This is a genomic window from Nocardia sp. NPDC059228 (assembly GCF_042754245.1).
In the GTDB taxonomy this organism is placed as follows: domain Bacteria; phylum Actinomycetota; class Actinomycetes; order Mycobacteriales; family Mycobacteriaceae; genus Nocardia.
Genome location: NZ_JBHZAL010000008.1, coordinates 99,123 through 121,639, shown reverse-complemented (window position 1 = coordinate 121,639; position 22,517 = coordinate 99,123). Strand labels below are relative to the sequence as shown.

Sequence of the window (22,517 nt, the reverse complement as noted above, 5' to 3'; positions counted from 1 at the left end):
GATGAGAGGCGGTTGGCTTGGGTGTATTTGTCGCGGGTGGTGGAGGGGCCCTGTGCGGCGTTGTCGGCGTTGATCGGGTCGGTGGGGGTGGTGGAGGCGGCGCGGGCGGTGCGGGAGTGTGCATTGCCCGAGGTGTTGCGGGGGCCTACCGAGCTGCGGCGGGGGATCGACCGGGCGGAAAGGGATTTGGCGTATATCGAGCGGTTGGGTGGGCGGGTGGTGACGCCGGACGACGCGGAGTGGCCGGCCTGGCGGATGCTCGGGCTGGGGCAGCTGGATCCGGCGCAGGATGCGGATGCGGCTGTGCCGCTGGTGTTGTGGGTGCGGGGGCCGCGGTCGCTGCTGGAGACCACCGAGCGGGCGATCGCGGTGGTGGGGGCGCGGTGCAGCACGGGGTACGGGAATCATGCGACCGGCGAGATTGCCGGTGAACTCGCGGCGCGCGGGTGGACGATCGTGTCCGGGGCGGCGTTCGGGATCGATGGGATGGCACATCGGGCCGCGCTGGCCGTCGGCGGTATGACGATCGCCGTGCTCGCCTGCGGTCCGGATCGGCCGTATCCCGTGCAGCACGATCAGCTGCTGGCCGAGATCGTCGACACCGGTCTGGTCGTCACCGAGTACCCACCCGGCACGTCCGCGCGCAAACACCATTTCCTGGCCCGCAATCGGCTGATAGCCGCCTTCGCGGACGGTGTCGTGGTGGTGGAGGCCGGGATGCGCAGCGGGGCGCGCAACACGGTGAAATGGTGCCGCCGGCTGGGCCGGCCCGCGATGGCCGTTCCCGGCCCGGTCACCTCTGCCGCCTCGGTCGGCTGCCACCGCATGATCCGCGAGGGCGAAGCCTTCATCGTCACCCGCGCCGAGGACATCCTCGACGAAGCCGGGCCATTGCGCCTGTCCCTGCCGGGCGCGGTCCCACCCAGCCCGGAGGACAACCTCTCAGGCGACGAGGCCCTGGTCCTCGCCGCCCTCCCCAACACCGGTTCCCGTTTGCCCCGTGGCCTGGCCACCGACACCGGCCTCCCACTCCCCACAGTGCGGGCAACCTTGTCCGCCTTGGAGATCGCCGGCCTGGTCGCCTGCGACGGCAACGGCTGGTACCGCACCACCCACCCGACCTCGGCCACCGCCGCCATAGTCGCCGCCCATGACTGCCATCGCTGACCAACCGGCCCGCCTGCACAGGAATGCGGTGCCGGGCATGGACAACCGCTGGTGGTCCGGCCGTGTGATGGGCGCGGCGGCGGGGGTGCTTGATATGTGGCGGGATTCGGGTCAGCGTGGACGGATGAGTGAGCTGCCCGAGGATTTGGAGGCATTGCTGGCCGAGTACGGGCGGCACTTGCGGTTGGGGCGGAATCGGTCGGAGCATACGGTGCGGGCGTATGTGGGCGACGCGCGCGGGTTGCTGGAGCATTTGCTGGGGCGGGCGGTGGATTCCGGTGTGGGGGAGGTGGATCTGGCCTTGCTGCGGTCGTGGCTGGCGGCACAGGCGGCGGGCGGCGCGGCGCGGACCACCATGGCGCGGCGGGCCTCGTCGGCTCGGACGTTCACGGCCTGGCTGACGCACACGGGGCGGCTGGCGGTGGATCCGGGACCGCGGCTGGGGTCGGCGCGGGCGCATCGGGTGCTGCCGTCGGTGCTGGGCCGCGAGCAGGCGCAGGCGGCCATGGCGGCGGCGGAATCGGGTGCGGCGCAGCATGATCCGATGGCCTTGCGGGATAGGCTGATTGTCGAGATGCTGTACGCGACCGGGATCCGGGTGAGCGAGCTGTGCGGGCTCGACATCGAGGACGTGGATCGGGAACGGCGGCTGGTGCGCGTGCTGGGCAAGGGGAACAAGGAGCGGGCGGTGCCGTTCGGCGTGCCCGCCGAGCAGGCCCTGGACGGCTGGCTGCGGTTCGGCCGGGCCGCCTTCGCCACCCCGGAGTCGGGGCGCGCGCTGCTGCTGGGCCGCCGGGGCCGACGCATCGACCAGCGACAGGCCAGAACGGTTGTGCACGAGGTGGTTTCCGCCATTCCGGGCGCACCCGATATGGGCCCGCACGGTTTCCGTCACACCGCCGCGACCCATCTGCTCGAGGGCGGCGCCGATCTGCGGGTGGTGCAGGAGATCCTGGGCCACGCCAGCATGGCCACCACGCAGCTGTACACCCACGTGTCGATCGATCGGCTCAAGAAGGCGCACGACCAAGCCCACCCGCGCGCCTGACCGCCATGCGAATTCCCGACTCGGCCGAACTGCTGCCCGGTGCCGCCGATTCGCCTGTGGTGCTGCACGTTCCGCACTCGGCGCGCACGATCCCCGCCGTTGTCCGCGCGGAGCTGCTGCTCGATGACGGGGCGCTCGACCGTGAGCTCGACGCCATCACCGATGCCCATACCGCGCGGCTGGCGGATACGGCCGCACGCCTGTCGCCCACCCGGCCATGGCAATTCGTGAACCGGCTGTCGCGGCTGGTCGTCGACCCGGAGCGCTTTCCGGACGAGCGGGAGGAGATGCTCGCCGTCGGCATGGGCGCGGTGTACACCGCCACCACGGACCGGAGGCCATTGCGGGCGGCCGGTTTCGATCCCGCACCGTTGCTGGACCGCTACTTCCGCCCCTACGCCCAGGCCATGACGGATCTGGTCGCCGATCGCCTGTCGGCGACCGGCCGTGCGGTGATCATCGACGTCCACTCCTACCCGGCTCAGCCCCTGCCCTATGAGCTGCACGGTGACCTACCGCGTCCCCCGATCTGCCTGGGCGCGGACGCCTTTCACACGCCGCCCGAACTGCTCACCCATGCGGCGGGGGCCTTCGTGGACTTCGGTGGCGTCGGCGTCAACAGCCCGTTCGCGGGAACCTATGTGCCGCTGGACTTCTACCGCACCGAACCCCGCGTCACCGCGCTGATGGTGGAGATCCGCCGCGACCTCTACCTGTCCGAACCCGGCGGCCCGCCCGGTCCCGGAATCGATCGCCTGGCCGCCGCCCTGGCCGCGCTCATCGCCGATATCCGGTGACCGACGGCCTATCGAAATACTATCGACGACCTATCGGAATTCATGCTAGCGTCACTTAGGTAATCCTAATTATGGAGGCTTCCTTTGGCACGCACACGCATCACGCTGGTGGTTCAGAACACGATCCGGCTGACCGATCACCTGATCCGGGTCCGGCTGGGCGGCCCCGGCTTCGCGTCCTTCCAGCCCAACGACCGCACCGACGCCTACGTCAAACTGGTCTTCCCCGGTGCCGACGGCGACACCGTGCGCACCTACACCGTGCGCGAGGTGGATCGCGCGGCGCAGGAGCTCGCCATCGACTTCGTCCACCACGGTGACGAGGGCGTCGCCGGACCGTGGGCCGCCGCCGCCCAGCCGGGCGACACCATCGACCTGATGGGCCCGGGAGGCGCCTACGCTCCGCGTTCCGACGCCGACTGGCATCTGCTGGCCGGCGACGAATCCGCACTCCCCGCCATTGCCGCGGCCTGCGAGTCGCTGCCCACCGATGCGGTCGGGCAAGTATTCGTGGAGGTCGCGGATCCCGCCGACGAACTCGCCTTCGCCCACCCGGAGGGCGTGGAGCTGATCTGGATTCACCGCGGCGCGGACGAGCCGGGAGTGCGCCTCGCCACCGCCGTCCGCTCCGCCCCCTGGCGTGACGGCCAGGTGCACGTCTTCATCCACGGTGAAGCCCAGGCCGTCATGCACGACCTCCGCTCCTACATCCGCAAGGACCGCGGCGTCCCCGCCGACTGGGCATCCATCTCCGGTTACTGGCGGCACGGCCGCACCGAGGAGGGCTTCCGCCGCTGGAAGTCCGAACTCGCCGAACGCGAAAAGGTTACCCCCGCAACCCTTTAGCCAATCCACTCCTTCCCGCTCGGGTGTTCCCCGCAGCCCGCCGCACACATCTGCGGCGGGCCCCTCGGGCCCATCCCGAGCGTTCCCGCAGTGCATAGAGGACGTCGTGTGGCTCGCTGCGGGAGGGATCAGACGAATCCCTGGTCGAATAGCTCGAATCCGTTGGGACGGACCATATAATGCTGCCCGGACCCGCTGATCCGGGGTGAATTCGCTTAATCGTCAAGCAGTTTGATCGATCGCGGAGGAGGCCCGAGCAGATCCGGTCCAATCCCAGGCCCGGGTGGCATCGGCGATCGCGTGCGTGCGCCCGATCACATCCTCGGACAGGTCTTTTCGGTCCCGCGCGCCCACCACTCCAATCTCATAACCAAAGACCTAGCGGGTAGCGTCGATGATCATGACGACCCCATCCTCCCTGCGTGAACGTCTGCGCGCCGCCCTGCCCGTGGCGATGAAGGCTCGCGATCGCAGTGCCACCGCGGCGCTTCGTTCGGCTCTGGGCGCTATCGACAATGCCGAAGCTGTGGACGGTTCCGATGTTCGTGCCGGGGCCATCGAGTCCAGTGCTGTGGGGCTGGGCGCGGCTGAACGCGCTCGGCGCGACCTCACCGAGTCCGATATCGCCGGTATCGTGCGTGCCGAGATCGACGACCGTCTCACTGCCGCAGAGGAATACGATGCGCTCTCCGGTGGGGCGGACCGTGCCGCCTCGCTGCGCGCCGAGGCCGCTGCTCTCTCGGCTCACCTCGTGGATGGCTGAGGTCGCGTGCCTCAGCGTGGCCGGATGGTTCCGATGTAGCGGTGTGCGAACCAGCGCTGGATGAGTCGCACGATCGGGCCGCCGAGCCGGGTGTACCAGGCGCCCGGTTTCGAGAACGCGGCAATGACCCCGTGGACCGAGCCGTCGGCGGGGTCGTATTCGACGCAGAACAACTCCTCACCGCTCTCGGGGTGGCCGGGGAGCGTCCCATAGGCGAAACCGCGCCGATCCGGCTCATCGAGGACGTAGACGACCCGGCACGGCGCGCTCACGCCGATCGGCCCCAGCCCGAGCCGCACCGTCAGCTCGGTCCCCGGCTCGGCTACCGGCGTGGTCGCGTCCTGGAAGATCCCGGTACCGCGCTGCATCCCGTACCCGAGAATGTGTTCGGCCGCCTGCTCGAACAGCGCTCGGCCCGAACCGATGTGCCTGCGTAGCCGGAAGTGGTCGTAGCCCGGGGGAAATTCACCCGCGGTCGCGCCGACATCGGAGTAGGTGAAGGGCGCGGGTTTCTGCGACATGGTCACCATCCTCGCTCGGTTTCGACGTTCACGCCCATGCGGCCGGGACGGGCCGGGATGTCGCCGGTGAGGGGCTTGAGCCGGATCGGAGTGCGGTGGAGCAGCCCGAGCGGATCGAGGTATTCGCCGTCCCGCCGCGCTCCCCAGTGCAGGCATGGGGAGCAGGGCGGGTGTCCGGCTTCCAGCAGCCCGATCGGTGTGCCACGAGTCAGCCTGCGGCCCACGGGAATCGCTGCGGATACGGGCTCGTAGGTCGTTCGGAGCCCGCCGGGATGGTCGATGGAGACAACCGGTTTGTCGGCCACGATCCCCGCGAAGACGACGATGCCGTCCCCGGCCGCGAGCACCACCTGCCCCCGAGCGCCCGCCAAATCCACCCCGCGATGCCCCGGCAGCCAATCGTGTTCGGGTTTGTCGAAGGCGCGTACGACCCCTGGCCGCGGCCGCAGCGGCCAATCGAAATCGCCGGCGGGCGCAGGTGAACCGCCGGCAGCGGGCATGGCGGCGCACAGCCCGATCAGGCTCGTCGCGCACGCTCCGGCCACGACCCGGACGACCGCGGCGCCCGGACCATGCGCACGCGATGCGAGCCGAAATCTGGTGTGCGGTCCGGGGGAAACGCCCGCGGCATTCGGAGCCGTCATGGACGGCACGGCTGAGACGTCGGTGTGCCGGGTGCGAGGCGGCGGTTCGTGTGGAGGTGAGGGCATGGGAGTCAGCCTGCGCCGTGGTGAGGCGTTGAGCGAGAGGGTGCGCGGCGAGTGTGGAGGACACGAGCGGTTGTGGACAACGTGAAGGTCAGTTGCTGGGTCGCATCAGGGAGTAGTGGATCATCGGGCCGAGTACGCCCTGGACGGTTTCGTAGGGACGCATTCCCAGGCGCTCGACAACGGCTCGTGAGGCGGTATTGCTCTCGTCGATCTCGGCGAGGACCCGGTCCAGCCCGAGCGTGTCGAAGGCGTAGTCCAGGACCGCGGCTGCGGCCTCGCCTGCCAGGCCGCGGCCCCAGCGGGCCGGGGTCAGGCTGTAGACGATCTCCAGGTCGGGGCCGCCGTCGAGGCCACGCAATCCAGCGGTGCCGAGCAGTGGCCCGCCGCTCCTTTCTCGGAGCGCCCAGAGTCCGAAATTCACGGTGGCGAAACTATTTTCGGAATTCGTGATGATCCGCGTGACCTCATCGGCGGAGAGTATTTCGCCGTCGAAGAGGAATTCGCGGACGAGCGGGTCACGCCACAGCGCCACGAGCTCGTCGCGATCGCTCGCGCACACCGGTGTGAGCACCAGTCGCCCGGTTCGCAGCATTGCCCCACCGTAGGTCGCTGACCTGCGATTGCGCACCTGAGTAACGCATACCCCCGGGGCCCGATTTCGGTCTGGCGCCTCCGCTGCGTAAACTGGTCCAGCGGTTTGCGTTAACGCAGACCGACTTCGCGCGCCCACAGTGAGTGTCGCCGGCTGGTCCCCCTGATTCGTTTTCGGAGGGTTCCGGTGGCCGTGAGCGCCAGGGCAGGGATCGCCGATTCCTGTGTCAACCAGCAACGAGAGGAAGTTACGGAGCCATGGCTGTCGTAACAATGAAGCAGCTGCTCGATAGCGGCGCGCACTTCGGTCACCAGACCCGCCGGTGGAACCCGAAGATGAAGCGGTTCATCTTCACCGACCGCAACGGCATCTACATCATCGACCTGCAGCAGACGCTGACCTACATCGACAAGGCCTACGAGTTCGTCAAGGAGACCGTCGCCCACGGCGGCACCGTCCTCTTCGTCGGCACCAAGAAGCAGGCCCAGGAGTCGATCGCCTCCGAGGCGACCCGCGTCGGCATGCCCTACGTGAACCAGCGCTGGCTGGGTGGCATGCTCACCAACTTCTCGACCGTCCACAAGCGGCTGCAGCGCCTGAAGGAGCTGGAGTCGATGGAGCAGACCGGCGGTTTCGAGGGTCGCACCAAGAAGGAAATCCTCATGCTGACGCGTGAGAAGAACAAGCTGGAGCGCACCCTGGGCGGCATCCGGGACATGGCCAAGGTTCCCTCGGCCATCTGGGTTGTCGACACCAACAAGGAGCACATCGCCGTCGGTGAGGCTCGCAAGCTGAACATCCCGGTCATCGCGATCCTGGACACCAACTGCGACCCGGACCTGGTCGACTACCCGATCCCGGGCAACGACGACGCGATCCGCTCGGCCGCGCTGCTGACCAAGGTCGTCGCCTCCGCCGTCGCCGAGGGCGTGCAGGCTCGTGCCGCGCGTGCCACCGGCGATGCGAAGCCCGAGGCCGGCGCCGGCGAGCCGCTCGCCGAGTGGGAGCAGGAGCTGCTGGCTCAGGCCACCCCGGCCGCCGAGCCGGAGACCGCGGCCGAGGCCGAGCTGAAGGAAGAGCCGGCCCCGAAGACCCCGGCCGACTTCTGATTTCCAGCCGCGAGGCATCTGTTCACCTTGCCGACCGCTCATGTTCCATGACGGTCGGCAAGGTGTGACCCCCACAGACTTTCACTCACAAAGGGAGGCTCGCCCGAGATGGCGAACTACACCGCCGCCGATGTGAAGCGGCTCCGCGAGCTCACCGGCTCCGGCATGATGGACTGCAAGAAGGCGCTCGAGGAGAACGCGGGCGACTTCGACAAGGCCGTCGAGTTCCTGCGTATCAAGGGCGCCAAGGATGTCGGCAAGCGCGCTGAGCGCGCCACCGCCGAGGGCCTGGTCGTCGCGCAGGACGGCGTCCTGATCGAGATCAACTCCGAGACCGACTTCGTGGCCAAGAACCAGGAGTTCCAGGACGTCGCGAACGCCATCGTGGCCGCCGCCGCGAAGGCCCGCCCGGCCGACCTGGACGCCCTGAAGGCCGTTGAGGTCGACGGCAAGACCGCCGACCAGGTGCTGCAGGAGCTGGCCGCCAAGATCGGCGAGAAGCTCGAGCTGCGCCGCGTCGCCACCTTCGAGGGCACCACCACCGTCTACCTGCACAAGCGCGCCACCGACCTGCCGCCCGCCGTCGGCGTGCTGGTCGAGTACACCGGCACCGACGCCGACGCCGCCCGTGCGGCCGGCATGCAGGTCGCGGCCCTCAAGGCCAAGTACCTGACCCGCGAGGACGTCCCGGCCGAGCTCGTCGCCAAGGAGCGCGAGATCGCCGAGGCGACCGCCAAGGAGGAGGGCAAGCCGGAGGCCGCCCTGCCGAAGATCGTCGAGGGTCGCGTCAACGGCTTCTACAAGGATGTCGTCCTGCTGGAGCAGGCGTCGGTCACCGACTCCAAGAAGACCGTCAAGCAGCAGCTGGACGACGCCGGTGTCACCATCACCCGCTTCGCCCGCTTCGAGGTCGGCCAGGCGTAATCGCCTGAAGCATCGAGAAGGCCCCTCGCCCATCGGATTCCGATGAGCGAGGGGCCTTCTCGTATCCGCCGCGCTACGACACGACGGGGCTGCTGGCGCAGTTCCCCCAGCCGCCGCCGGAGGAGCCGTTGATCAGCAGCCGGCCCAGCTGCCCCAGCCCGCTGCTGCCCTGACCGCACGGAAAGCTGTAGCCCGAGGCGGAGAGGAGCAGCTCTGCCAGGGTTCCGGTGCCGACCGGGGCGGAGCTGAAGGGGTAGATCAACTGCTGGCTGCCGGTCACCCCGCTGCCACTCGAGGTACCCGCGATATCGGAGGTGCTCGGGGGCGCGGCCGGCTCGAGGGTGACGTCGGCTGTGGCGGGGCCCGCGGCGGCGATGGCCCCGGCGATTGCCAGGGTGGCCAGTCCGGACCGGACGGCAACGTTGCGTGTGTTCACGATTTCTCCTTGTGATTCTGAATGCCTGACTGCGCCGGAAACGGAATCCGGTTCAGCCGCAGAGTCCGTGGCAGGGGTCCTTCGACGGTGGGGCGAGCAGTTCCCCGAGGTAACCGAGGAAATTGCTGCTGCCTGAGGAAAGGGTCGGGCCGCTGCTCCCGCTGTCGGTGCCGGTGGCGAGACTGATCGGGTCGGCGGGCGTGCGGGGTACCTCGGCCGCGGCCGGGCCCGCGCAGCCGATGACGCCCATCGCGAGTGCGAGGGCCGCGAATTCTGTTCGGGCAGTGTGGTTTCTGATCACGACGCGCACCCCGCGCCCATGTACCAGGTCCCGGTCGTCAGGCTCATCAGCAGCGCGACCGTGCTGGCGAGAACGCTGTTCGTGTGCGGGTTGGACAGGCCGGGGCACGGGACGTAGTCCAGGGCTTTCAGGATCGTCTCCGCGACGGTGCTGTTGCCCATCGGTGCGGAACTGAAGGGATTGACGAGCTGCTGGCTTCCGGTCGCCGAGCCGGAGGCCGAACCGGAACTGGTTCCGCCGCTGGTTCCGTTCTCCTTCTGGCCGCTTCCGGTCGCGGGATTGAAATTGCCGCTGCCGGTGGAGGAGTCGGCGATGGCGGACGGGCCGGAGGACGCGGGGGGCTCGAGGGGGATGTCGGCCGCGGCGGGGCCCGCGACGGTCGCGAGGGTCGCTGCGAGGGCGAGGGCTGCCAGTCCGGTCCGGACCGTACGGTTCTTCGTGGTCACGCGCCGAAGATATGTGAAACAGCTTCATTTGAAAGGGGATTGAACGCCCCCCGTTTCCTGGGCAATGTTTCCGGGGGCCGGGCGTCAGGTGGGTCGGTTCTGTAGTGCCGTCAGCTGGTGGATGTCGTGCTTCAGCCGTAGCTCGGAGATAGCCTCCGTAGTTGCCGAACCGGACAGTAGCAGGTCGCTCAGCTCGGCGAGGTACTTCTCGTGCCCGGCCGGCGTGACCATGAAAAGCATTCTGGCGGTGATGGTTCCGGGATTGTGGAAGGCGTGCGGGCAGCCCGCGGGCACGTACATGAAGCTGCCCGGGCCGCCGCGGTAGACGGGCGTGCCGTCGGCGGCCTGCCAGGTGAGCCAGTCGCCCACGGCCTCGGCCTCGGGGTGGAAGGCCAGCAGGTCGAGTTCGCCGTCGACGATGTAGAAGATCTCCTCAGCGTGGCCGTGCCAGTGGGCGCCGACGTCGAAACCGCCCAGGAACTCGTCGGGGCGGTCGAAGGCCAGGGCGGCGAAGCGGCCGATATCGCGGATGGCGATGAGCGGCATGGGCAGGTCCGGCGGCACCGGCAGGGCCAGGACCAGGTGGTCTCCGTCACGGGCCGGGCGGTTGTAGGTGGCGAAATTGTCCATGAACGACACCGGCCGCAGCCCTGCCTTGCCGCCCGGTTGCTCCGATGACCAGTACCGGTCCGTTGTCCGCGCTCATCTCCAGCTCCCGTCGCGTCGATCTCGATTCGACGGTAGGAAGCGGCGTGCACGCCTGTCCTGGTGGCGATAATGCTAGGCAGGTCTCTGTACAGGGGGGCGGCCGAATGGTAAGCGGCACCGGCACTTCCGGCTCGCATCACGTCCCTGCCCGGCACGCGCAGCTGGGCGAGTTCCTGCGGGCGCAGCGGGCGCGCTTGCAGCCGGGGGACGTGGGCCTGGTGCCGTACGGCGATCCCGCGCGGCGCCGCACGCCCGGATTGCGGCGGGAGGAGGTCGCCGAACTGTCGGGGGTGGGGGTGACCTGGTACACGTGGCTGGAGCAGGGGCGCGAGGTGGCGGCCAGCCGGCAGGTCATCGACGCCCTGGCCCGCACCCTTCGGCTGGATCCCGATCAGCATCGTCACCTGCGGTTTCTGGCCGGTCTCGCGGAGCCGGAGGACGCCGAGCCCGAGGCCGACCGGTCTCGGCTGCAGCGCCTGGTGGACGCGGTCATGCCCAGTCCGGCGAGAGTGTACGACGCCGGATTCGACTATCTGGTCTGGAATCGGGCCTATGTGCTGGTCCGCGACGATCCACTCGCTCTGCCGCCGGAACGCCGCAATCTGCTCTGGATGATGTTCACCGAGAACGCGAATCGCATGCGCATGGCGCATTGGGAGCGTGCGGCGCGCGCGGTGGTGAGTCAGGTGCGCGATGCCGTGGGCCGTCGCCCCGATGATCCCCGGCTGGCCGCCTTGGCGTCGGAATTGTCCGCTACGAGCCCGGACTTCCGGCGCTGGTGGTCGGAATATCCGGTGCGCCGATTCCGGCCCGCCACCATTACCGTGCGCCATCCGCGGGCCGGGCCGATCGAACTCGAAGTATTCCAATTGCGCCCGGTCGAGTACCCGAACCTGCTGATGGTGGTGCAGGCCCCGGCCACGCCGGTCGCCGCCGGGCGAATCGCCGCGGTTCTTGCGGCCGGACGAATCGGGTAAATGTCACGAATCGGTGGGCCGTATCGAGGGTCGGGTCACGCTCGCCACCGGTCGTGAGGCAGGATGGATGGAGCTTTCAAGCCGTCCCGTGCAATCCATCGGCCGGGATGGTCTTTTCATGTGCGTGCGCACGCTCGACCGCCGAGACAAGGAGACCGATGACGGACCCGGATACCGCCCCCGATCGCAAGGGCTACCGCCGAGTGCTCCTCAAGCTCGGTGGCGAGATGTTCGGCGGTGGTCGGGTGGGTCTCGATCCCGATGTGGTGCAGGCGGTCGCGGAGCAGATCGCCGAGGTCGTCGAGACCGGTGTCCAGGTGGCGGTCGTCATCGGCGGCGGCAACTTCTTCCGTGGCGCCGAGCTCGAGGAGCGCGGCATGGAGCGGGCCCGCTCGGACTATATGGGCATGCTCGGAACCGTCATGAATTCCCTTGCACTGCAGGACTTCCTGCAGAAGCAGGGCATCGACACCCGGGTGCAGACCGCCATCACCATGGGTCAGGTCGCCGAGCCGTACCTGCCGCTGCGGGCCAAGCGGCACCTGGAGAAGGGCCGCGTCGTGATCTTCGGCGCGGGTATGGGCATGCCCTACTTCTCCACCGACACCACGGCCGCCCAGCGCGCGCTGGAGATCGGCGCCGAGGTGGTCCTGATGGCCAAGGCCGTGGACGGCGTCTTCACCGCGGATCCGCGGGAGGACCCCGACGCCACCATGTTCACCGAGATCACCCACAAGGAGGCGTTGGAACGCGGCTTGAAGGTCGCCGATGCCACCGCTTTCAGCCTGTGTATGGACAACCAGATGCCCATGCTGGTGTTCAATCTGTTGACCAAGGGAAATATCGCCCGCGCGGTCGCCGGTGAGAAGATCGGCACGCTGGTCCGGTCATGACCGAGACAAGAACGATGACGCAGTGGAGGAATCGCCGTGATTGAAGAAGCGCTCTTCGACGCCGAGGAAAAAATGGAGAAGGCCGTCTCGGTGGTGAAGGACGATCTGGGCTCCATTCGGACCGGGCGCGCGAATCCCGGCATGTTCTCGCGAGTAGTGGTCGACTACTACGGTTCGCCGACGCCGATCACCCAGATGGCCTCCATCACGGTGCCCGAGCCGCGCATGCTCGTCATCAAGCCCTACGAGCAGTCCCAGCTGCAGCCGATCGAGACCGCGATCCGCAACTCGGACCTCGGGGTGAACCCGACCAACAATGGCGACATCATTCGCGTCAACGTCCCGCAGCTCACCGAGGAGCGCCGCCGGGAAATGGTGAAGCAGGCCAAGTCCAAGGGCGAGGACGCCAAGATCTCGATCCGCAATGTCCGCCGCAAGGCGATGGACGAGCTCGGCCGCATCCAGAAGGACGGCGAGGCCGGCGAGGACGAGGTCGGCCGCGCCGAGAAGGAACTCGACAAGACCACGCAGAAGTACGTCGCGCACGTCGACGAACTGGTGAAGCACAAGGAAGCTGAGCTGCTCGAGGTCTAGGACGGCCGACGCCGGCCGGGGGCAGGGACGAACGGACGACAAGTGAGCGACGGGACAATCGTGGCCGAAGAGACTGCCGCCACCGGCGAGATGCCGGAGGATGCCGCCACACCGCCGGCGGCGGGCGCGGAGTCGGCAGGGCCGGGAAATGACGAGGGGAAGCCGCCCGCGTCGAAGGCGGGCCGCAACCTGCCGGCGGCGCTGGCGGTCGGATTCGGGCTGGGGTTGTCCCTCATCGCGATCCTGCTGTGGGCGCCCAAGGTGCTGATCGGCGTGATCGCGGTGGCGATCGCGGTGGCCACCTGGGAGGTGGCCAAGCGGCTGCGCGAGGCCGATGTGCTGGTGCCCCGGATTCCGCTGCTGGTCGGCGGGCAGGCGGTGGTGTGGCTGGCCTGGCCGTCCGGGCCGCAGGGGGTGCTGGGCGCGTTCGGCGCGACCGCGCTGACGATCATGGTGTGGCGGCTGTTCGACCACGGCCTGCGGGCCACGCCGCGAAACTACCTGCGCGACACCGCCATCGCGGTGTTCGTGCTGGCCTGGATTCCGCTGCTGGCGGCCTTCGCGGTACTGATGCTGCAGGAGGACAAGGGCAACCTGCGGGTGCTCACCTTCATGATTCTGGTGGTCTGCTCGGACGTGGGCGGCTATGTCGCCGGTGTGCTGTTCGGCAAGCACCCGATGGTGCCGCACATCAGCCCGAAGAAGTCCTGGGAGGGCTTCGGCGGATCGCTGGTGTTCTGCGTGATCGGCGGCCTGCTCACGGTGACGCTGCTGCTGCAGGCGAACTCGATGATCGGCGTGCTGCTCGGCGTGGGCCTGGTGCTGGTTGCGACCAGCGGGGATCTGATCGAATCGCAGGTCAAGCGGGAGCTCGGCATCAAGGACATGGGCACGCTGCTGCCCGGCCACGGCGGGATCATGGACCGCCTGGATTCCATGCTGCCGTCGGCCTTCGTGGCCTGGCTGGTGCTCACCGCGCTGCTCTGACGCATTGAAACGGTTGCCACTCAGAATGTTTCGGCTGGCATCCCTACACCCTGCAGTGCGCGCTCAACCTCAGCCTGGATTGGCGTGCGCTGGGCCGCATCGAGGCCGCTGACGACCTGGAACAGGACATCCTGGAGGCCTACGCGGCCACCCTCGGCCCCGATCATCCGGAATCGCGGGCGGCCGCCGCCAGGATGCGGGGCACCTGCGACGTCGAGCCGCCGCCCATGTGATCGCGCTTACTGTGAGGAACTCGATTCCCCCGGACGGCGTCGGCCTGCCGGGGGATGGGACACTGGAACGGTTATGACTACCCCCTTGCCCCTCGTTTTCGACGCCCCTCGTCGCGGCATGCCGCCGCGGCATCTCGCCGACCTCGATTCGCAGGAGCGCAAGACGGTGGTCGAAGAGCTCGGCCTGCCGAAGTTCCGCGCCGATCAGATCGCGCGCCAGTACTACGGACGGCTGGTCGCCGACCCGGCGCTGATGACCGATCTGCCGGAGGCCATGCGGTCCACCGTCGCCGAGGCGCTGTTCCCGCCGCTGCTCACCGAGGTCCGGCACATCGAATGTGACGACGGGACCACCCGCAAATCCCTGTGGCGGGCGAACGACGGCACGCTGCTCGAGTCGGTGCTGATGCGCTATCCCGACCGCAACACCCTGTGCATCTCGTCGCAGGCGGGTTGCGGCATGGCCTGCCCCTTCTGCGCCACCGGCCAGGGCGGCCTGAACCGCAACCTGTCCACCGCCGAAATCGTCGACCAGGTCCGCGCCGCCGCGGCCGCCCTGCGCGACGGCGAGGTCGCCGGCGGCCCCGGCCGCCTGTCCAACATCGTGTTCATGGGCATGGGCGAGCCGCTGGCCAACTACAAGCGCGTGGTGAACGCGGTCCGCCGCATCACCTCTCCGTCGCCGGAGGGTTTCGGGATCTCGCAGCGGTCGGTGACGGTGTCCACCGTCGGTCTCGCGCCCGCTATCCGCAAGCTCGCCGACGAGGATATGTCGGTGAGACTCGCTGTCTCCCTGCACACTCCCGATGACGAGCTGCGAGACACGTTGGTGCCGGTGAACAATCGCTGGCCGGTCGCCGAAGTCCTCGACGCCGCACGCTATTACGCCCACAAGTCGGGCCGCCGCGTCTCGATCGAATACGCGCTGATCCGTGACGTCAACGACCAGGGCTGGCGTGCGGACATGCTCGGCAAGAAACTCCACCAGGCGCTGGGCCCCCTGGTCCACGTCAACCTGATCCCCCTCAACCCGACTCCCGGCAGCAAGTGGGACGCCAGCCCGAAGCCGGTCCAGGACGAGTTCGTCCGCCGTGTCCAGGCCCAGGGCGTCACCTGCACCGTCCGCGACACCCGAGGCCAGGAAATCGCCGCTGCCTGCGGCCAGCTCGCCGCCGAGGGATAGCAATCGAAGCTCGATCGGCCGAGTGGCGTCGACCCTGGCCGGCGTTCCCGGGAAACACACCGTACGACGTCCACTCGGGGCGGTAGCCAGCGTTTACCGGCTGGTGACCGTAGGCTGGTCAGTGGCCCCGGTGTTTGCCGAAGCCGCTCGAGGCCTCTCTGCGGTCCTGTTTCTCGAATCGCGATGCCGCCCGAATCTCGTGAAGGGGCGAATGTGGCAACTACCGCAGCCGAAACGATCGACCAGGATTCCACCGCCGACCCGGCGGAGCACACCGAGGCCGCGGAGGGTTCGGTCTGGGACGAAAGCGAGTCCCCGGCGCTGCGTCGGGCACGAAAGGAATCCGAGCTCACCGCGAGCGGGGACTCGACTCGGGCGTATCTGAAGCAGATCGGCCGAGTTCCCCTGCTCACCGCGGTTCAAGAGGTCGATCTGGCAGTCCGGATCGAGGTCGGACTGTATGCGGCGGAGAAGCTGCGCGCCGAGTCCGAGGTGCCGTCGGGTCTGACCGCCGCGCGTCGCCGAGACCTGACCTGGATCGTGCGGGACGGCGTCCGGGCCAAGGATCATTTGCTAGAGGCGAATCTGCGTCTGGTGGTCTCGATTGCCAAGCGGTACACCGGGCGCGGCATGGCCTTTCTCGACCTGATACAGGAGGGCAATCTGGGCCTCGTGCGTGCGGTCGAAAAGTTCGACTACAGCAAGGGATTCAAGTTCTCGACCTATGCCACCTGGTGGATTCGCCAGGCGATCAGTCGCGCCATGGCCGACCAGTCCCGCACCATTCGCATCCCGGTGCACATGGTGGAGATCATCAACAAGCTCGGACGTGTCCAGCGCGATCTGCTGCAGGAACTGGGCCGCGAGGCCACGCCCGAAGAGATCGCCGAGGAATTGGACATCACACCCGAGAAGGTCCTCGAGATCCGGCAAATCGCGCGTGAACCGATCTCGCTGGACCAGACGATCGGTGAGGAGGGTGACGGCCGGCTCGGCGACTTCATCGAAGACTCCGAGGCGGTCGTCGCGGTCGAGGCGGTGGCGTTCACCCTGCTGCAGGAGCAACTGCAGGCGGTACTCGACACGCTCACCGAGCGCGAAGCCGGTGTCATGCGCCTGCGTTACGGCCTGGGGGATGGCCAGCCTCGAACCCTCGACGATATCGGGAAGGTCTACGGCGTCACGCGCGAGCGAATTCGGCAGATCGAGTCGAAGACGATGTCGAAGCTGCGTCATCCGTCGCGCTCACAGCTACTGCAGGATTACCTCGACTCCTGACGACGAGCTGCGAGACACCTCTGAACAGGCGATGGCGAACTCCGCCATGCCCGAGACCGGATCGCTCGCCGGGCCCGCGCTGTTCCGCAACCTCCACCTGGTTCGCGAGGACGACATGCTCCCGCACGAAGAGTTGAGTTCGCAGGTCAAGAGTTTCGACACTCCTGACGAAACGCGGGAAAATACGGCGCTGCGAGCTCGCGGCGATGCGATGGCCGTCGACGTACTGGACCCGCTCGATGTCGCGATCAGCTGGAATCAACTCGATCTCGGCTTGGACTGAACCACTTCGTTCCACCGGATTATCGCGGCGTCGGTACTGCTACTCCGGATGGGCTGGCGCGGTACGGAATTGGGGCGAGGAACTGAAGTCGGCCTGCCCCCGAGGACGTCTACCCCGAGTCCGCGGACTTGTTCCGGCGGCACTGAACCACCGAGGGGGTGCGAAGTCGCCGAACCGCCGCGCTGCCGCATGGACCGTCCTCACCATTGACGACCATGACAACGAAGCGGAATCGAAATGCCTCGGCGGCAACGCCCTTGAAGCGCGCGGCCGCGGCCGCGCGGTTGAATATCGCGGTCGGGGACCTGCCGGAACTGGGTTGCGGCTGGACCGTCGGGGAGGTGCTGCGGCTGCGGCGGGAACGCCCCGACTGGCTCACCGATGCGCGGCGCAGATTCACGCGGCCGGAGATCGGCGCGCGGTGGCGGTGATCGGCTTATGCTCGGGGTGACTGGCTCGTTCTCGTATCGGGGTCGCTGTGCCGCATGTCGATCCGTTTTCCACGCGCCGCGAAGAGACTCTCGGGTTCGCGGCGGAGCTGGCGGCTGCCGGGTTCGGGGCGCCGGTCGAGGTGGGCCGCGGGGGATTCGGCGTGGTGTACCGCTGTTTTCAGCACGCGCTGGGACGAACCGTGGCCATCAAGGTACTGACCGCGGACCTGGAATCCGACAGCCTGGAACGGTTTGTGCGCGAGCAGCTCGCCATGGGGAAGCTGTCGGGACATCCGAACATCGTGACCGTGTTCGAGGTCGGGTCCACCGACACCGGGCGGCCGTACATCGTGATGCCGTTCCACGCGCACGGGTCACTCGATACCCGGATACAGCAGGGCGGTCCGGTCGAATGGCCGGAGGTGCTGCATCTCGGGGTCCGGCTGTCGGGGGCATTGGAGACGGCGCATCGGCGGGGACTGCTGCACCGGGATGTGAAGCCCGGGAACATCCTGCTCACCGAGTACGGGGAGCCGCAGCTCGCCGATTTCGGAATCGCGCGGCTGACAGGTGGATTCGAGACCGCGGCGGGCACGATCACCGGGTCGCCCGCCTACACCGCGCCTGAGGTGCTGCAGGGGCAGGCCCCGGATGTCACCGCCGACGTCTACAGCCTGGCGGCGACCCTGTTCTGCGCGGCCACCGGGCACGCGGTGTTCGAGCGGCGCAGCGGGGAGCAGCTGGTCGCACAGTTCGTGCGGATCACCAGGCATCCGATGCCGGACCTGACCGGGGAGGGCCTGCCCGCCGACCTCACCGGGGCGATCGAGGCGGCCATGTCACGCGAGCGCTCACAACGCCCCGGCTCCGCCGCCGAATTCGGTGCGGCGCTGCGGGATATCCAGCAACGGCACGGGCTGCCACCCGACGACATACCGATTCCGGCGCCCACCGCGGAACCGCCACCGCCGACGGACCGGGCCCGGACCGTCGGCCGCACCACCCCGCCCCGGGTCGGGCGCAGGCGCTCCCGCATCACCACCGCCACGCCGCCGGTCCCGGCGACCCGGCTGCGCCCGCCCACCCTCACCCGGGTCCTGGTGGACCGCCCGCGCCTGCTCGACGCGCTGCGCTCGGGCAGCGACCGCCGGCTCGCGGTCGTCCACGGCCCCACCGGTTTCGGCAAGACCACCCTCGCCGCGCAATGGTGTGCGGCGGTCACCGCCGCCGGGGGATCGGTGGCCTGGCTGACCGTCGACAACGACGACGACAATGTGGTGTGGTTCCTCTCCCACCTGATCGAAGCGGTGCGCGCGGTCCGGCCCGCTCTGGCGCGCGAATTGGGCGAACTGCTCGAGGAACACGGCGACGAGGCCGGGCGCTTCGTACTGACCTCGCTCATCAACGACATCGACCAGCGCGGCGAGCCGCTGACCGTGGTCATCGACGACTGGCATCGCGTGAGCGACCCGAATACCCAGGCCGCGCTGCGCTTCCTGATCGAGAGCTGCAGTCCGGTGCTGCGCATGCTGGTGACCAGCCGCCACCAGACCGGCCTGCCCATGAGCTCCATGCGCGCCCGCGACGAACTGGTGGAAATCGACACCGCCGCACTGCGATTCACCGCCGGCGAGGCCTATGCCCTGCTGGTCGAGCTGGGCGGGCTGGAACTGGATCGCGACGACGTGGCGGACCTCACCGAATCCACCGGCGGCTGGGTCGCGGCACTGCAACTGGCGGCGCTGTCGCTGCGCGGCAGTGACGATCCCGGGCAGCTGATCGGGCAGCTCACCGGACGTCACCACGCCATCGGCGAATTCCTCGCCGAGAACGTGCTGGAGGCCCTCGAACCCGGCGTGCTCGACTTCATGGTGGCGACCTCGGTCACCGAACGCACCTGCGGCGAGCTGGCCGCGGCGCTCACCGGCGTGCCCGACGGGCAGGCCCTGCTGGAACGGATCGAGCAGCAGGACCTGTTCCTGCGCCGGGTCGACGGCGGCCCGTGGTTCCGCTACCACCAGCTGTTCCAGGACTTCCTGCGGCAGCGGCTCGAACACGATCGGCCCGCGGAGATCGACCGCCTGCATCGCGCGGCCTCGGAGTGGTTCGCCGGGCACCGGCACGTGAGCGAGGCGGTCGACCACGCCCTGCTGGCCGGTGACGAGCAGCGTGCGGTCGAAATCGTGGAGCGCGATGGCATGTCGCTGCTCGAATACGGCCAGATGGCCAGCCTCATCGGCCTGGTGAACAAGCTGCCACCGGCCGTCATCGAATCCCATCCGCGGCTGCAACTGGATCTGGCATGGGCGAACATCCTGCTGCATCGGGCCGGTCCGGCCGAACGCGCGCTGTCCCTGGCGGAACAGACGCTCGAGCGCGGCGGTCTCGACCCGGGGATTACCAGCTGGCTGCGCGCCGAAGCGGGTGTGGTGCACGCGGTGGTCACGGTCCGTGCGGATGTGCTGACCGGCGTGGAGGATTGGCTCGCACCGTGTTTCGCGATGGCCGACGAGCTCTCACCGTATGTGGTGGCCATCGGCGCCAACTGCGCGAGTTTCGCCGCGGGTTACCGCTACGACTTCGAGGAGGCGATCCGCATCCAGGAGTGGTCGGCCCCGTACATGCGCCGGAACAAGGGCTACTACAACAATGTTCACGGCCTGTGCTTTCTGGGCCTGGCCGCCAGCCTGCAACTCGACATCCCGCGCGCCGAGGAGTACTTCCGCAGCGCCCTGAAGATCGCCAAGCAATCCGGCGGCAGCCACTCCTACGGGGCCCGCCTGGCCGGATCGCTGCTCGGTGAACTGCTCTACGAGCGTGGCGAGGTCGCCGAGGCGGAGCGCCTGCTCGACGAGGGCTACAAACTCGGCGCCGACGCCGGTGTCGTCGACTTCAAACTGGCCCGCTACGTGGTCGGCGCCCGGGTGAAGGCGCTGCGCGGCGACCGTGCCGCCGCCATCCGCCGCCTGAACGAGGGTGCGCGCGTGGCCGATTCGATGTCGCTGCCCCGCCTGCGCGCCGAGGTCGAGAACGAGCGGCTGCGCCTGGGCCTGCCGCCGCACCCCGACTTCGGCCCGCTCGCGGTGGTCGACCACGCCCACCGCCGCACCCCGATCGACCCGATCGACGAATTCACCGTCCTCTACGAGGAATTCACCGCCATCCGTCTGCTCTTGGCCGAATCCGCCACCGAATCCCGGGAACTGGCCCGCACCTGGGCCCAGGAATGGGTCGACGAGCTCGAAGCCGTCCGCCGCCCCCGCGAACTCCTGAAGGCCCGCCGCCTGCTGGTCGCGTGCCTGGCCGCCACCGGCCGCACCGCCGCCGCCAAGACCCTGCTCGCCACCGTCACCGCCCAGTGCGCCGAACACGGCTCGGTCCGCTACATCCTCGACGGCGGCCCGCACGTCGTCGCCACCCTTGCCGCCCTCGCCGCCGACCAGGCCGCCGGCCGCTGGCGCCCCGACTGGCCCGAGGTCCCACCCGCCTTCCTCCGCGCCCTGACGGAAGCCGATGCCGCCCAGACGATCTAGAGTGAACCCGCCGGATGTGGAGCTAGGCAGGGATTGACGGGTGTGACTGAACCTCTACACGAGGCGCACGAGCGGGCCAGTTGGGCCGAGTTGTTCTTCGATCTAGTGCTGGTGTTCGCGGTGACGCAGGCCGCGCACGTGGCGGTGGCGGGGCAGAGCTGGGGCGCGGTCGGGCAGACGGTGCTGCTGCTGGCAATCATGTGGTGGTCGTGGGTGGGGACCACGCTGGCCGTGCACGGGGTGGAGGATTCCAACCAGCAGCGGATATTCCTGTTCGTCTGCGGATTGTGCATGTTCGTCATCGCGATCACCGCGCCACACGCGTTCACCAGCCACGCGCAACCGCTGCTGCTGGCCGGCGCGCACCTGGCACTGCGGCTGCTGCTGTGGGGCGAGATGCAGCACAAGCGGGCGTTCTCGTCGGCGGGGACCTTCGGGAACTGGCTCAATCCGTTCACGGTGACCCTGGCGGCGGCGGTGCTCCTGGTGGCAGCCGCATTCGCGCCCGCGGGCGGAATGCGCAACGGGCTCTGGATCATCGCGGTGGCACTGGCCTTCGGTGGTCCGGCGCTGCTGGCGCGCCGCCTGGAGAAGGTCCAGTTCGGTGCGACCCATCTGCCCGAACGCTTCGCCACCTTCGTCATCATCGCGCTCGGCGAGACCGTCGCCTCGGTGGGTTCCCAAGCGGCGGAAGCACATCTGGGCGTGGTGGCCTGGATCGCGGTGGTGCTGATCTTCGTGCTCGGCTGCGGCCTGTGGTGGCTGTACTTCGCCTACGGCTTCGCCGCGGTCGAGCATTCGCTGCGCACCAACCAGGTGCGCGGCACGGTCGTGCGGGATGTGCTCAGCTACGGGCACCTGCTGCTGGTGATCGGCCTGGTGCTGGTGGCGGTGGGCGCGCGCACCATGGTCGAGCATCCGAGCGCGGTGGCGCACAGCGTGACCGGATATCTGCTGCCGCTGGGCGCCACCCTGTACGTGACCACCTTCCTGTTCACCCGCTGGCGCATGTTCGGCGCGGCCACCCTCGGCCGGTTCGTCACCGCGCTGGCGCTGGCGGTCCTGACCGCCGCCGCGCCGCTGCTGCCGCAGATCGCGACGCTGGCCGCGGCGACCGCGATCCTGGCCGGCCTCAACGCCTTCGAGTACTGGGTGGTGTCGACCGGACGGCCGCTGCTGCTCATGCGCCGCGCCCGGGTGCGCTAGCCGACCGGCACGATGGTGGCGTCGATGGTGTGGATGAGTCCGTCACTGATCGCGAAGGTTTCGGTGATGTCCACCGTCACCAGCCGCACCCCCGCGACGCCGGAATCCAGCAGATACCGTGCCGTCACCACACCGTCCGCCTCGGTCAGGCGCAGGTTGTAGAAGCGCTGCACGAGCGAATACTGCGGCCCGTGCTCAAGGTCGTAGGTGAGCTGCGGCCCCGAAAAGCCGGTCTGCAGGCCCGCTTCGACCCGCGTCGCGTCCGGCGCGAACGGCACCGCCGACGCGTCGTGGCTGATCAGCGCGTCGAGATAGGCGAGCGCGATGGCGGTGTCGCGGGTGTGCATGGGTGCCGCGCCCGCGCTTCCGGAGGCGACACCGAGGGCGGCAGCCGCGCTCGCCGTCAACACTGCAACATGTCTCATCTTCATCCGCTGATGCTGGCTCGAGAGGCGGTGCCGCGCAAGCGTTTCCAGCCCTCTGCCAGGCGCTCACCCAGGCCCGGCCGGACGGTCTCCGCGGACACCACGGCCGCCAGTCGCGGCGCGAAC

Annotated in this window: 25 protein-coding genes and 1 pseudogene; 18 read left to right on the top strand and 8 right to left on the bottom strand. The window is 68.7% G+C overall.

Going from position 1 to position 22,517, the window contains the following annotated elements; translation table 11 throughout:
• Positions 1-12: 12 nt before the first annotated feature.
• The 5 genes from dprA (at position 13) to ACFXKA_RS15635 (ending at position 4,621) form a co-directional block, all read left to right on the top strand.
• Positions 13-1,167, top strand: a complete 1,155-nt coding sequence (dprA, locus tag ACFXKA_RS15655) for a DNA-processing protein DprA (RefSeq protein ID WP_379427724.1) — start codon at positions 13-15, stop codon at positions 1,165-1,167.
• A 124-nt stretch (positions 1,168-1,291) separates the two neighbouring features.
• A complete protein-coding gene (locus ACFXKA_RS15650) occupies positions 1,292-2,215 on the top strand; it encodes a tyrosine recombinase XerC (RefSeq protein ID WP_379427815.1) in 924 nt (307 codons plus the stop codon).
• A 5-nt stretch (positions 2,216-2,220) separates the two neighbouring features.
• Entirely contained in the window at positions 2,221-3,012 is a 792-nt protein-coding gene (locus tag ACFXKA_RS15645; protein WP_379427723.1) for an N-formylglutamate amidohydrolase, read from the top strand.
• 84 nt (positions 3,013-3,096) lie between these two features.
• Positions 3,097-3,858, top strand: a complete 762-nt coding sequence (locus tag ACFXKA_RS15640; RefSeq protein ID WP_379427722.1) for a siderophore-interacting protein — start codon at positions 3,097-3,099, stop codon at positions 3,856-3,858.
• Between the two features lie 400 nt (positions 3,859-4,258).
• Positions 4,259-4,621: a hypothetical protein gene (locus tag ACFXKA_RS15635; protein ID WP_379427721.1), complete on the top strand. Its 363-nt coding sequence runs from the start codon at positions 4,259-4,261 to the stop codon at positions 4,619-4,621.
• Between the two features lie 11 nt (positions 4,622-4,632).
• Here ACFXKA_RS15635 and ACFXKA_RS15630 read toward each other — a convergent pair whose 3' ends face one another.
• The 3 genes from ACFXKA_RS15630 to ACFXKA_RS15620 form a co-directional block, all read right to left on the bottom strand.
• Positions 4,633-5,142: a DUF1990 domain-containing protein gene (locus tag ACFXKA_RS15630; protein WP_354837684.1), complete on the bottom strand. Its 510-nt coding sequence runs from the start codon at positions 5,140-5,142 to the stop codon at positions 4,633-4,635.
• Between the two features lie 2 nt (positions 5,143-5,144).
• Positions 5,145-5,642 carry a M23 family metallopeptidase gene (locus ACFXKA_RS15625; protein ID WP_379427814.1) on the bottom strand — a complete coding sequence of 166 codons (498 nt, stop codon included), beginning with the start codon at positions 5,640-5,642 and terminating at the stop codon, positions 5,145-5,147.
• Between the two features lie 298 nt (positions 5,643-5,940).
• Positions 5,941-6,444, bottom strand: coding sequence for a GNAT family N-acetyltransferase (locus ACFXKA_RS15620; protein WP_379427720.1), 504 nt, complete (start codon positions 6,442-6,444; stop codon positions 5,941-5,943).
• Positions 6,445-6,701: 257 nt separating this feature from the next.
• Here ACFXKA_RS15620 and rpsB point away from each other — a divergent pair, with 257 nt between their 5' ends.
• Positions 6,702-7,553 carry a 30S ribosomal protein S2 gene (rpsB, locus tag ACFXKA_RS15615; RefSeq protein WP_379386661.1) on the top strand — a complete coding sequence of 284 codons (852 nt, stop codon included), beginning with the start codon at positions 6,702-6,704 and terminating at the stop codon, positions 7,551-7,553.
• Between the two features lie 108 nt (positions 7,554-7,661).
• Positions 7,662-8,477 carry a translation elongation factor Ts gene (gene tsf / locus ACFXKA_RS15610; protein WP_379427719.1) on the top strand — a complete coding sequence of 272 codons (816 nt, stop codon included), beginning with the start codon at positions 7,662-7,664 and terminating at the stop codon, positions 8,475-8,477.
• 73 nt (positions 8,478-8,550) lie between these two features.
• On the opposite strand, the gene ACFXKA_RS15605 is transcribed toward tsf, so the two are convergent.
• The 4 genes from ACFXKA_RS15605 to ACFXKA_RS15590 form a co-directional block, all read right to left on the bottom strand.
• A complete protein-coding gene (locus ACFXKA_RS15605) occupies positions 8,551-8,913 on the bottom strand; it encodes a hypothetical protein (protein ID WP_379427718.1) in 363 nt (120 codons plus the stop codon).
• Positions 8,914-8,965: 52 nt separating this feature from the next.
• Positions 8,966-9,214 (bottom strand): hypothetical protein, encoded by a 249-nt coding sequence (locus tag ACFXKA_RS15600; RefSeq protein WP_379427717.1) that lies wholly within the window; start codon positions 9,212-9,214, stop codon positions 8,966-8,968.
• A complete protein-coding gene (locus ACFXKA_RS15595; RefSeq protein WP_379427716.1) occupies positions 9,211-9,660 on the bottom strand; it encodes a hypothetical protein in 450 nt (149 codons plus the stop codon). Before ACFXKA_RS15595 ends, ACFXKA_RS15600 begins: the two co-directional genes overlap by 4 nt.
• Positions 9,661-9,744: 84 nt before the next feature.
• Positions 9,745-10,290, bottom strand: a complete 546-nt coding sequence (locus ACFXKA_RS15590) for a cupin domain-containing protein (protein ID WP_379427715.1) — start codon at positions 10,288-10,290, stop codon at positions 9,745-9,747.
• Between the two features lie 182 nt (positions 10,291-10,472).
• Between ACFXKA_RS15590 and ACFXKA_RS15585 the strand changes: the two genes are divergently transcribed.
• The 11 genes and pseudogenes from ACFXKA_RS15585 (at position 10,473) to ACFXKA_RS15535 (ending at position 21,966) form a co-directional block, all read left to right on the top strand.
• Complete coding sequence (locus ACFXKA_RS15585; protein WP_379427714.1) at positions 10,473-11,345, top strand: helix-turn-helix transcriptional regulator; 873 nt, start codon at positions 10,473-10,475, stop codon at positions 11,343-11,345.
• Positions 11,346-11,503: 158 nt separating this feature from the next.
• Positions 11,504-12,238: a UMP kinase gene (pyrH, locus tag ACFXKA_RS15580; protein WP_040859803.1), complete on the top strand. Its 735-nt coding sequence runs from the start codon at positions 11,504-11,506 to the stop codon at positions 12,236-12,238.
• 36 nt (positions 12,239-12,274) lie between these two features.
• Positions 12,275-12,832 (top strand): ribosome recycling factor, encoded by a 558-nt coding sequence (gene frr, locus ACFXKA_RS15575; protein ID WP_354837666.1) that lies wholly within the window; start codon positions 12,275-12,277, stop codon positions 12,830-12,832.
• Positions 12,833-12,922: 90 nt separating this feature from the next.
• Positions 12,923-13,819 (top strand): phosphatidate cytidylyltransferase, encoded by an 897-nt coding sequence (locus tag ACFXKA_RS15570; protein WP_354837972.1) that lies wholly within the window; start codon positions 12,923-12,925, stop codon positions 13,817-13,819.
• 50 nt (positions 13,820-13,869) lie between these two features.
• Positions 13,870-14,052: a tetratricopeptide repeat protein gene (locus tag ACFXKA_RS15565; protein WP_379427813.1), complete on the top strand. Its 183-nt coding sequence runs from the start codon at positions 13,870-13,872 to the stop codon at positions 14,050-14,052.
• Positions 14,053-14,125: 73 nt separating this feature from the next.
• Complete coding sequence (gene rlmN / locus ACFXKA_RS15560) at positions 14,126-15,235, top strand: 23S rRNA (adenine(2503)-C(2))-methyltransferase RlmN (protein WP_354837664.1); 1,110 nt, start codon at positions 14,126-14,128, stop codon at positions 15,233-15,235.
• Between the two features lie 207 nt (positions 15,236-15,442).
• Positions 15,443-16,513: pseudogene (locus tag ACFXKA_RS15555) on the top strand (RNA polymerase sigma factor); the annotation flags it as partial.
• 31 nt (positions 16,514-16,544) lie between these two features.
• On the top strand, positions 16,545-16,796 hold the full coding sequence (locus tag ACFXKA_RS15550; protein ID WP_379427713.1) for a hypothetical protein: 252 nt from the start codon (positions 16,545-16,547) through the stop codon (positions 16,794-16,796).
• A gap of 215 nt (positions 16,797-17,011) precedes the next feature.
• Positions 17,012-17,227, top strand: coding sequence for a hypothetical protein (locus ACFXKA_RS15545; RefSeq protein WP_354837658.1), 216 nt, complete (start codon positions 17,012-17,014; stop codon positions 17,225-17,227).
• A gap of 47 nt (positions 17,228-17,274) precedes the next feature.
• A complete protein-coding gene (locus tag ACFXKA_RS15540; RefSeq protein WP_379427712.1) occupies positions 17,275-20,760 on the top strand; it encodes a protein kinase in 3,486 nt (1,161 codons plus the stop codon).
• Positions 20,761-20,802: 42 nt separating this feature from the next.
• Positions 20,803-21,966, top strand: a complete 1,164-nt coding sequence (locus ACFXKA_RS15535; RefSeq protein ID WP_379427711.1) for a low temperature requirement protein A — start codon at positions 20,803-20,805, stop codon at positions 21,964-21,966.
• Here ACFXKA_RS15535 and ACFXKA_RS15530 read toward each other — a convergent pair.
• Positions 21,963-22,391, bottom strand: coding sequence for a hypothetical protein (locus tag ACFXKA_RS15530; protein WP_379427710.1), 429 nt, complete (start codon positions 22,389-22,391; stop codon positions 21,963-21,965). The two genes, ACFXKA_RS15535 and ACFXKA_RS15530, sit on opposite strands and share 4 nt — an antisense overlap.
• Positions 22,392-22,517 lie beyond the last annotated feature (126 nt).

Bases quoted from the DNA above. Each gene is read 5' to 3' on its own strand.
- rpsB (WP_379386661.1), top strand. From the start codon at position 6,702: ATGGCTGTCGTAACAATGAAGCAGCTGCTCGATAGCGGCGCGCACTTC.
- ACFXKA_RS15635 (WP_379427721.1), top strand. From the start codon at position 4,259: ATGACGACCCCATCCTCCCTGCGTGAACGTCTGCGCGCCGCCCTGCCC.
- ACFXKA_RS15650 (WP_379427815.1), top strand. From the start codon at position 1,292: ATGAGTGAGCTGCCCGAGGATTTGGAGGCATTGCTGGCCGAGTACGGG.
- rlmN (WP_354837664.1), top strand. From the start codon at position 14,126: ATGACTACCCCCTTGCCCCTCGTTTTCGACGCCCCTCGTCGCGGCATG.
- ACFXKA_RS15545 (WP_354837658.1), top strand. From the start codon at position 17,012: ATGACAACGAAGCGGAATCGAAATGCCTCGGCGGCAACGCCCTTGAAG.
- ACFXKA_RS15585 (WP_379427714.1), top strand. From the start codon at position 10,473: ATGGTAAGCGGCACCGGCACTTCCGGCTCGCATCACGTCCCTGCCCGG.
- ACFXKA_RS15630 (WP_354837684.1), bottom strand. From the start codon at position 5,142: ATGTCGCAGAAACCCGCGCCCTTCACCTACTCCGATGTCGGCGCGACC.
- pyrH (WP_040859803.1), top strand. From the start codon at position 11,504: ATGACGGACCCGGATACCGCCCCCGATCGCAAGGGCTACCGCCGAGTG.
- tsf (WP_379427719.1), top strand. From the start codon at position 7,662: ATGGCGAACTACACCGCCGCCGATGTGAAGCGGCTCCGCGAGCTCACC.
- ACFXKA_RS15620 (WP_379427720.1), bottom strand. From the start codon at position 6,444: ATGCTGCGAACCGGGCGACTGGTGCTCACACCGGTGTGCGCGAGCGAT.
- ACFXKA_RS15645 (WP_379427723.1), top strand. From the start codon at position 2,221: ATGCGAATTCCCGACTCGGCCGAACTGCTGCCCGGTGCCGCCGATTCG.
- ACFXKA_RS15570 (WP_354837972.1), top strand. From the start codon at position 12,923: ATGCCGGAGGATGCCGCCACACCGCCGGCGGCGGGCGCGGAGTCGGCA.
- ACFXKA_RS15550 (WP_379427713.1), top strand. From the start codon at position 16,545: ATGGCGAACTCCGCCATGCCCGAGACCGGATCGCTCGCCGGGCCCGCG.
- ACFXKA_RS15625 (WP_379427814.1), bottom strand. From the start codon at position 5,642: ATGCCCGCTGCCGGCGGTTCACCTGCGCCCGCCGGCGATTTCGATTGG.
- ACFXKA_RS15590 (WP_379427715.1), bottom strand. From the start codon at position 10,290: ATGGACAATTTCGCCACCTACAACCGCCCGGCCCGTGACGGAGACCAC.
- ACFXKA_RS15530 (WP_379427710.1), bottom strand. From the start codon at position 22,391: ATGAGACATGTTGCAGTGTTGACGGCGAGCGCGGCTGCCGCCCTCGGT.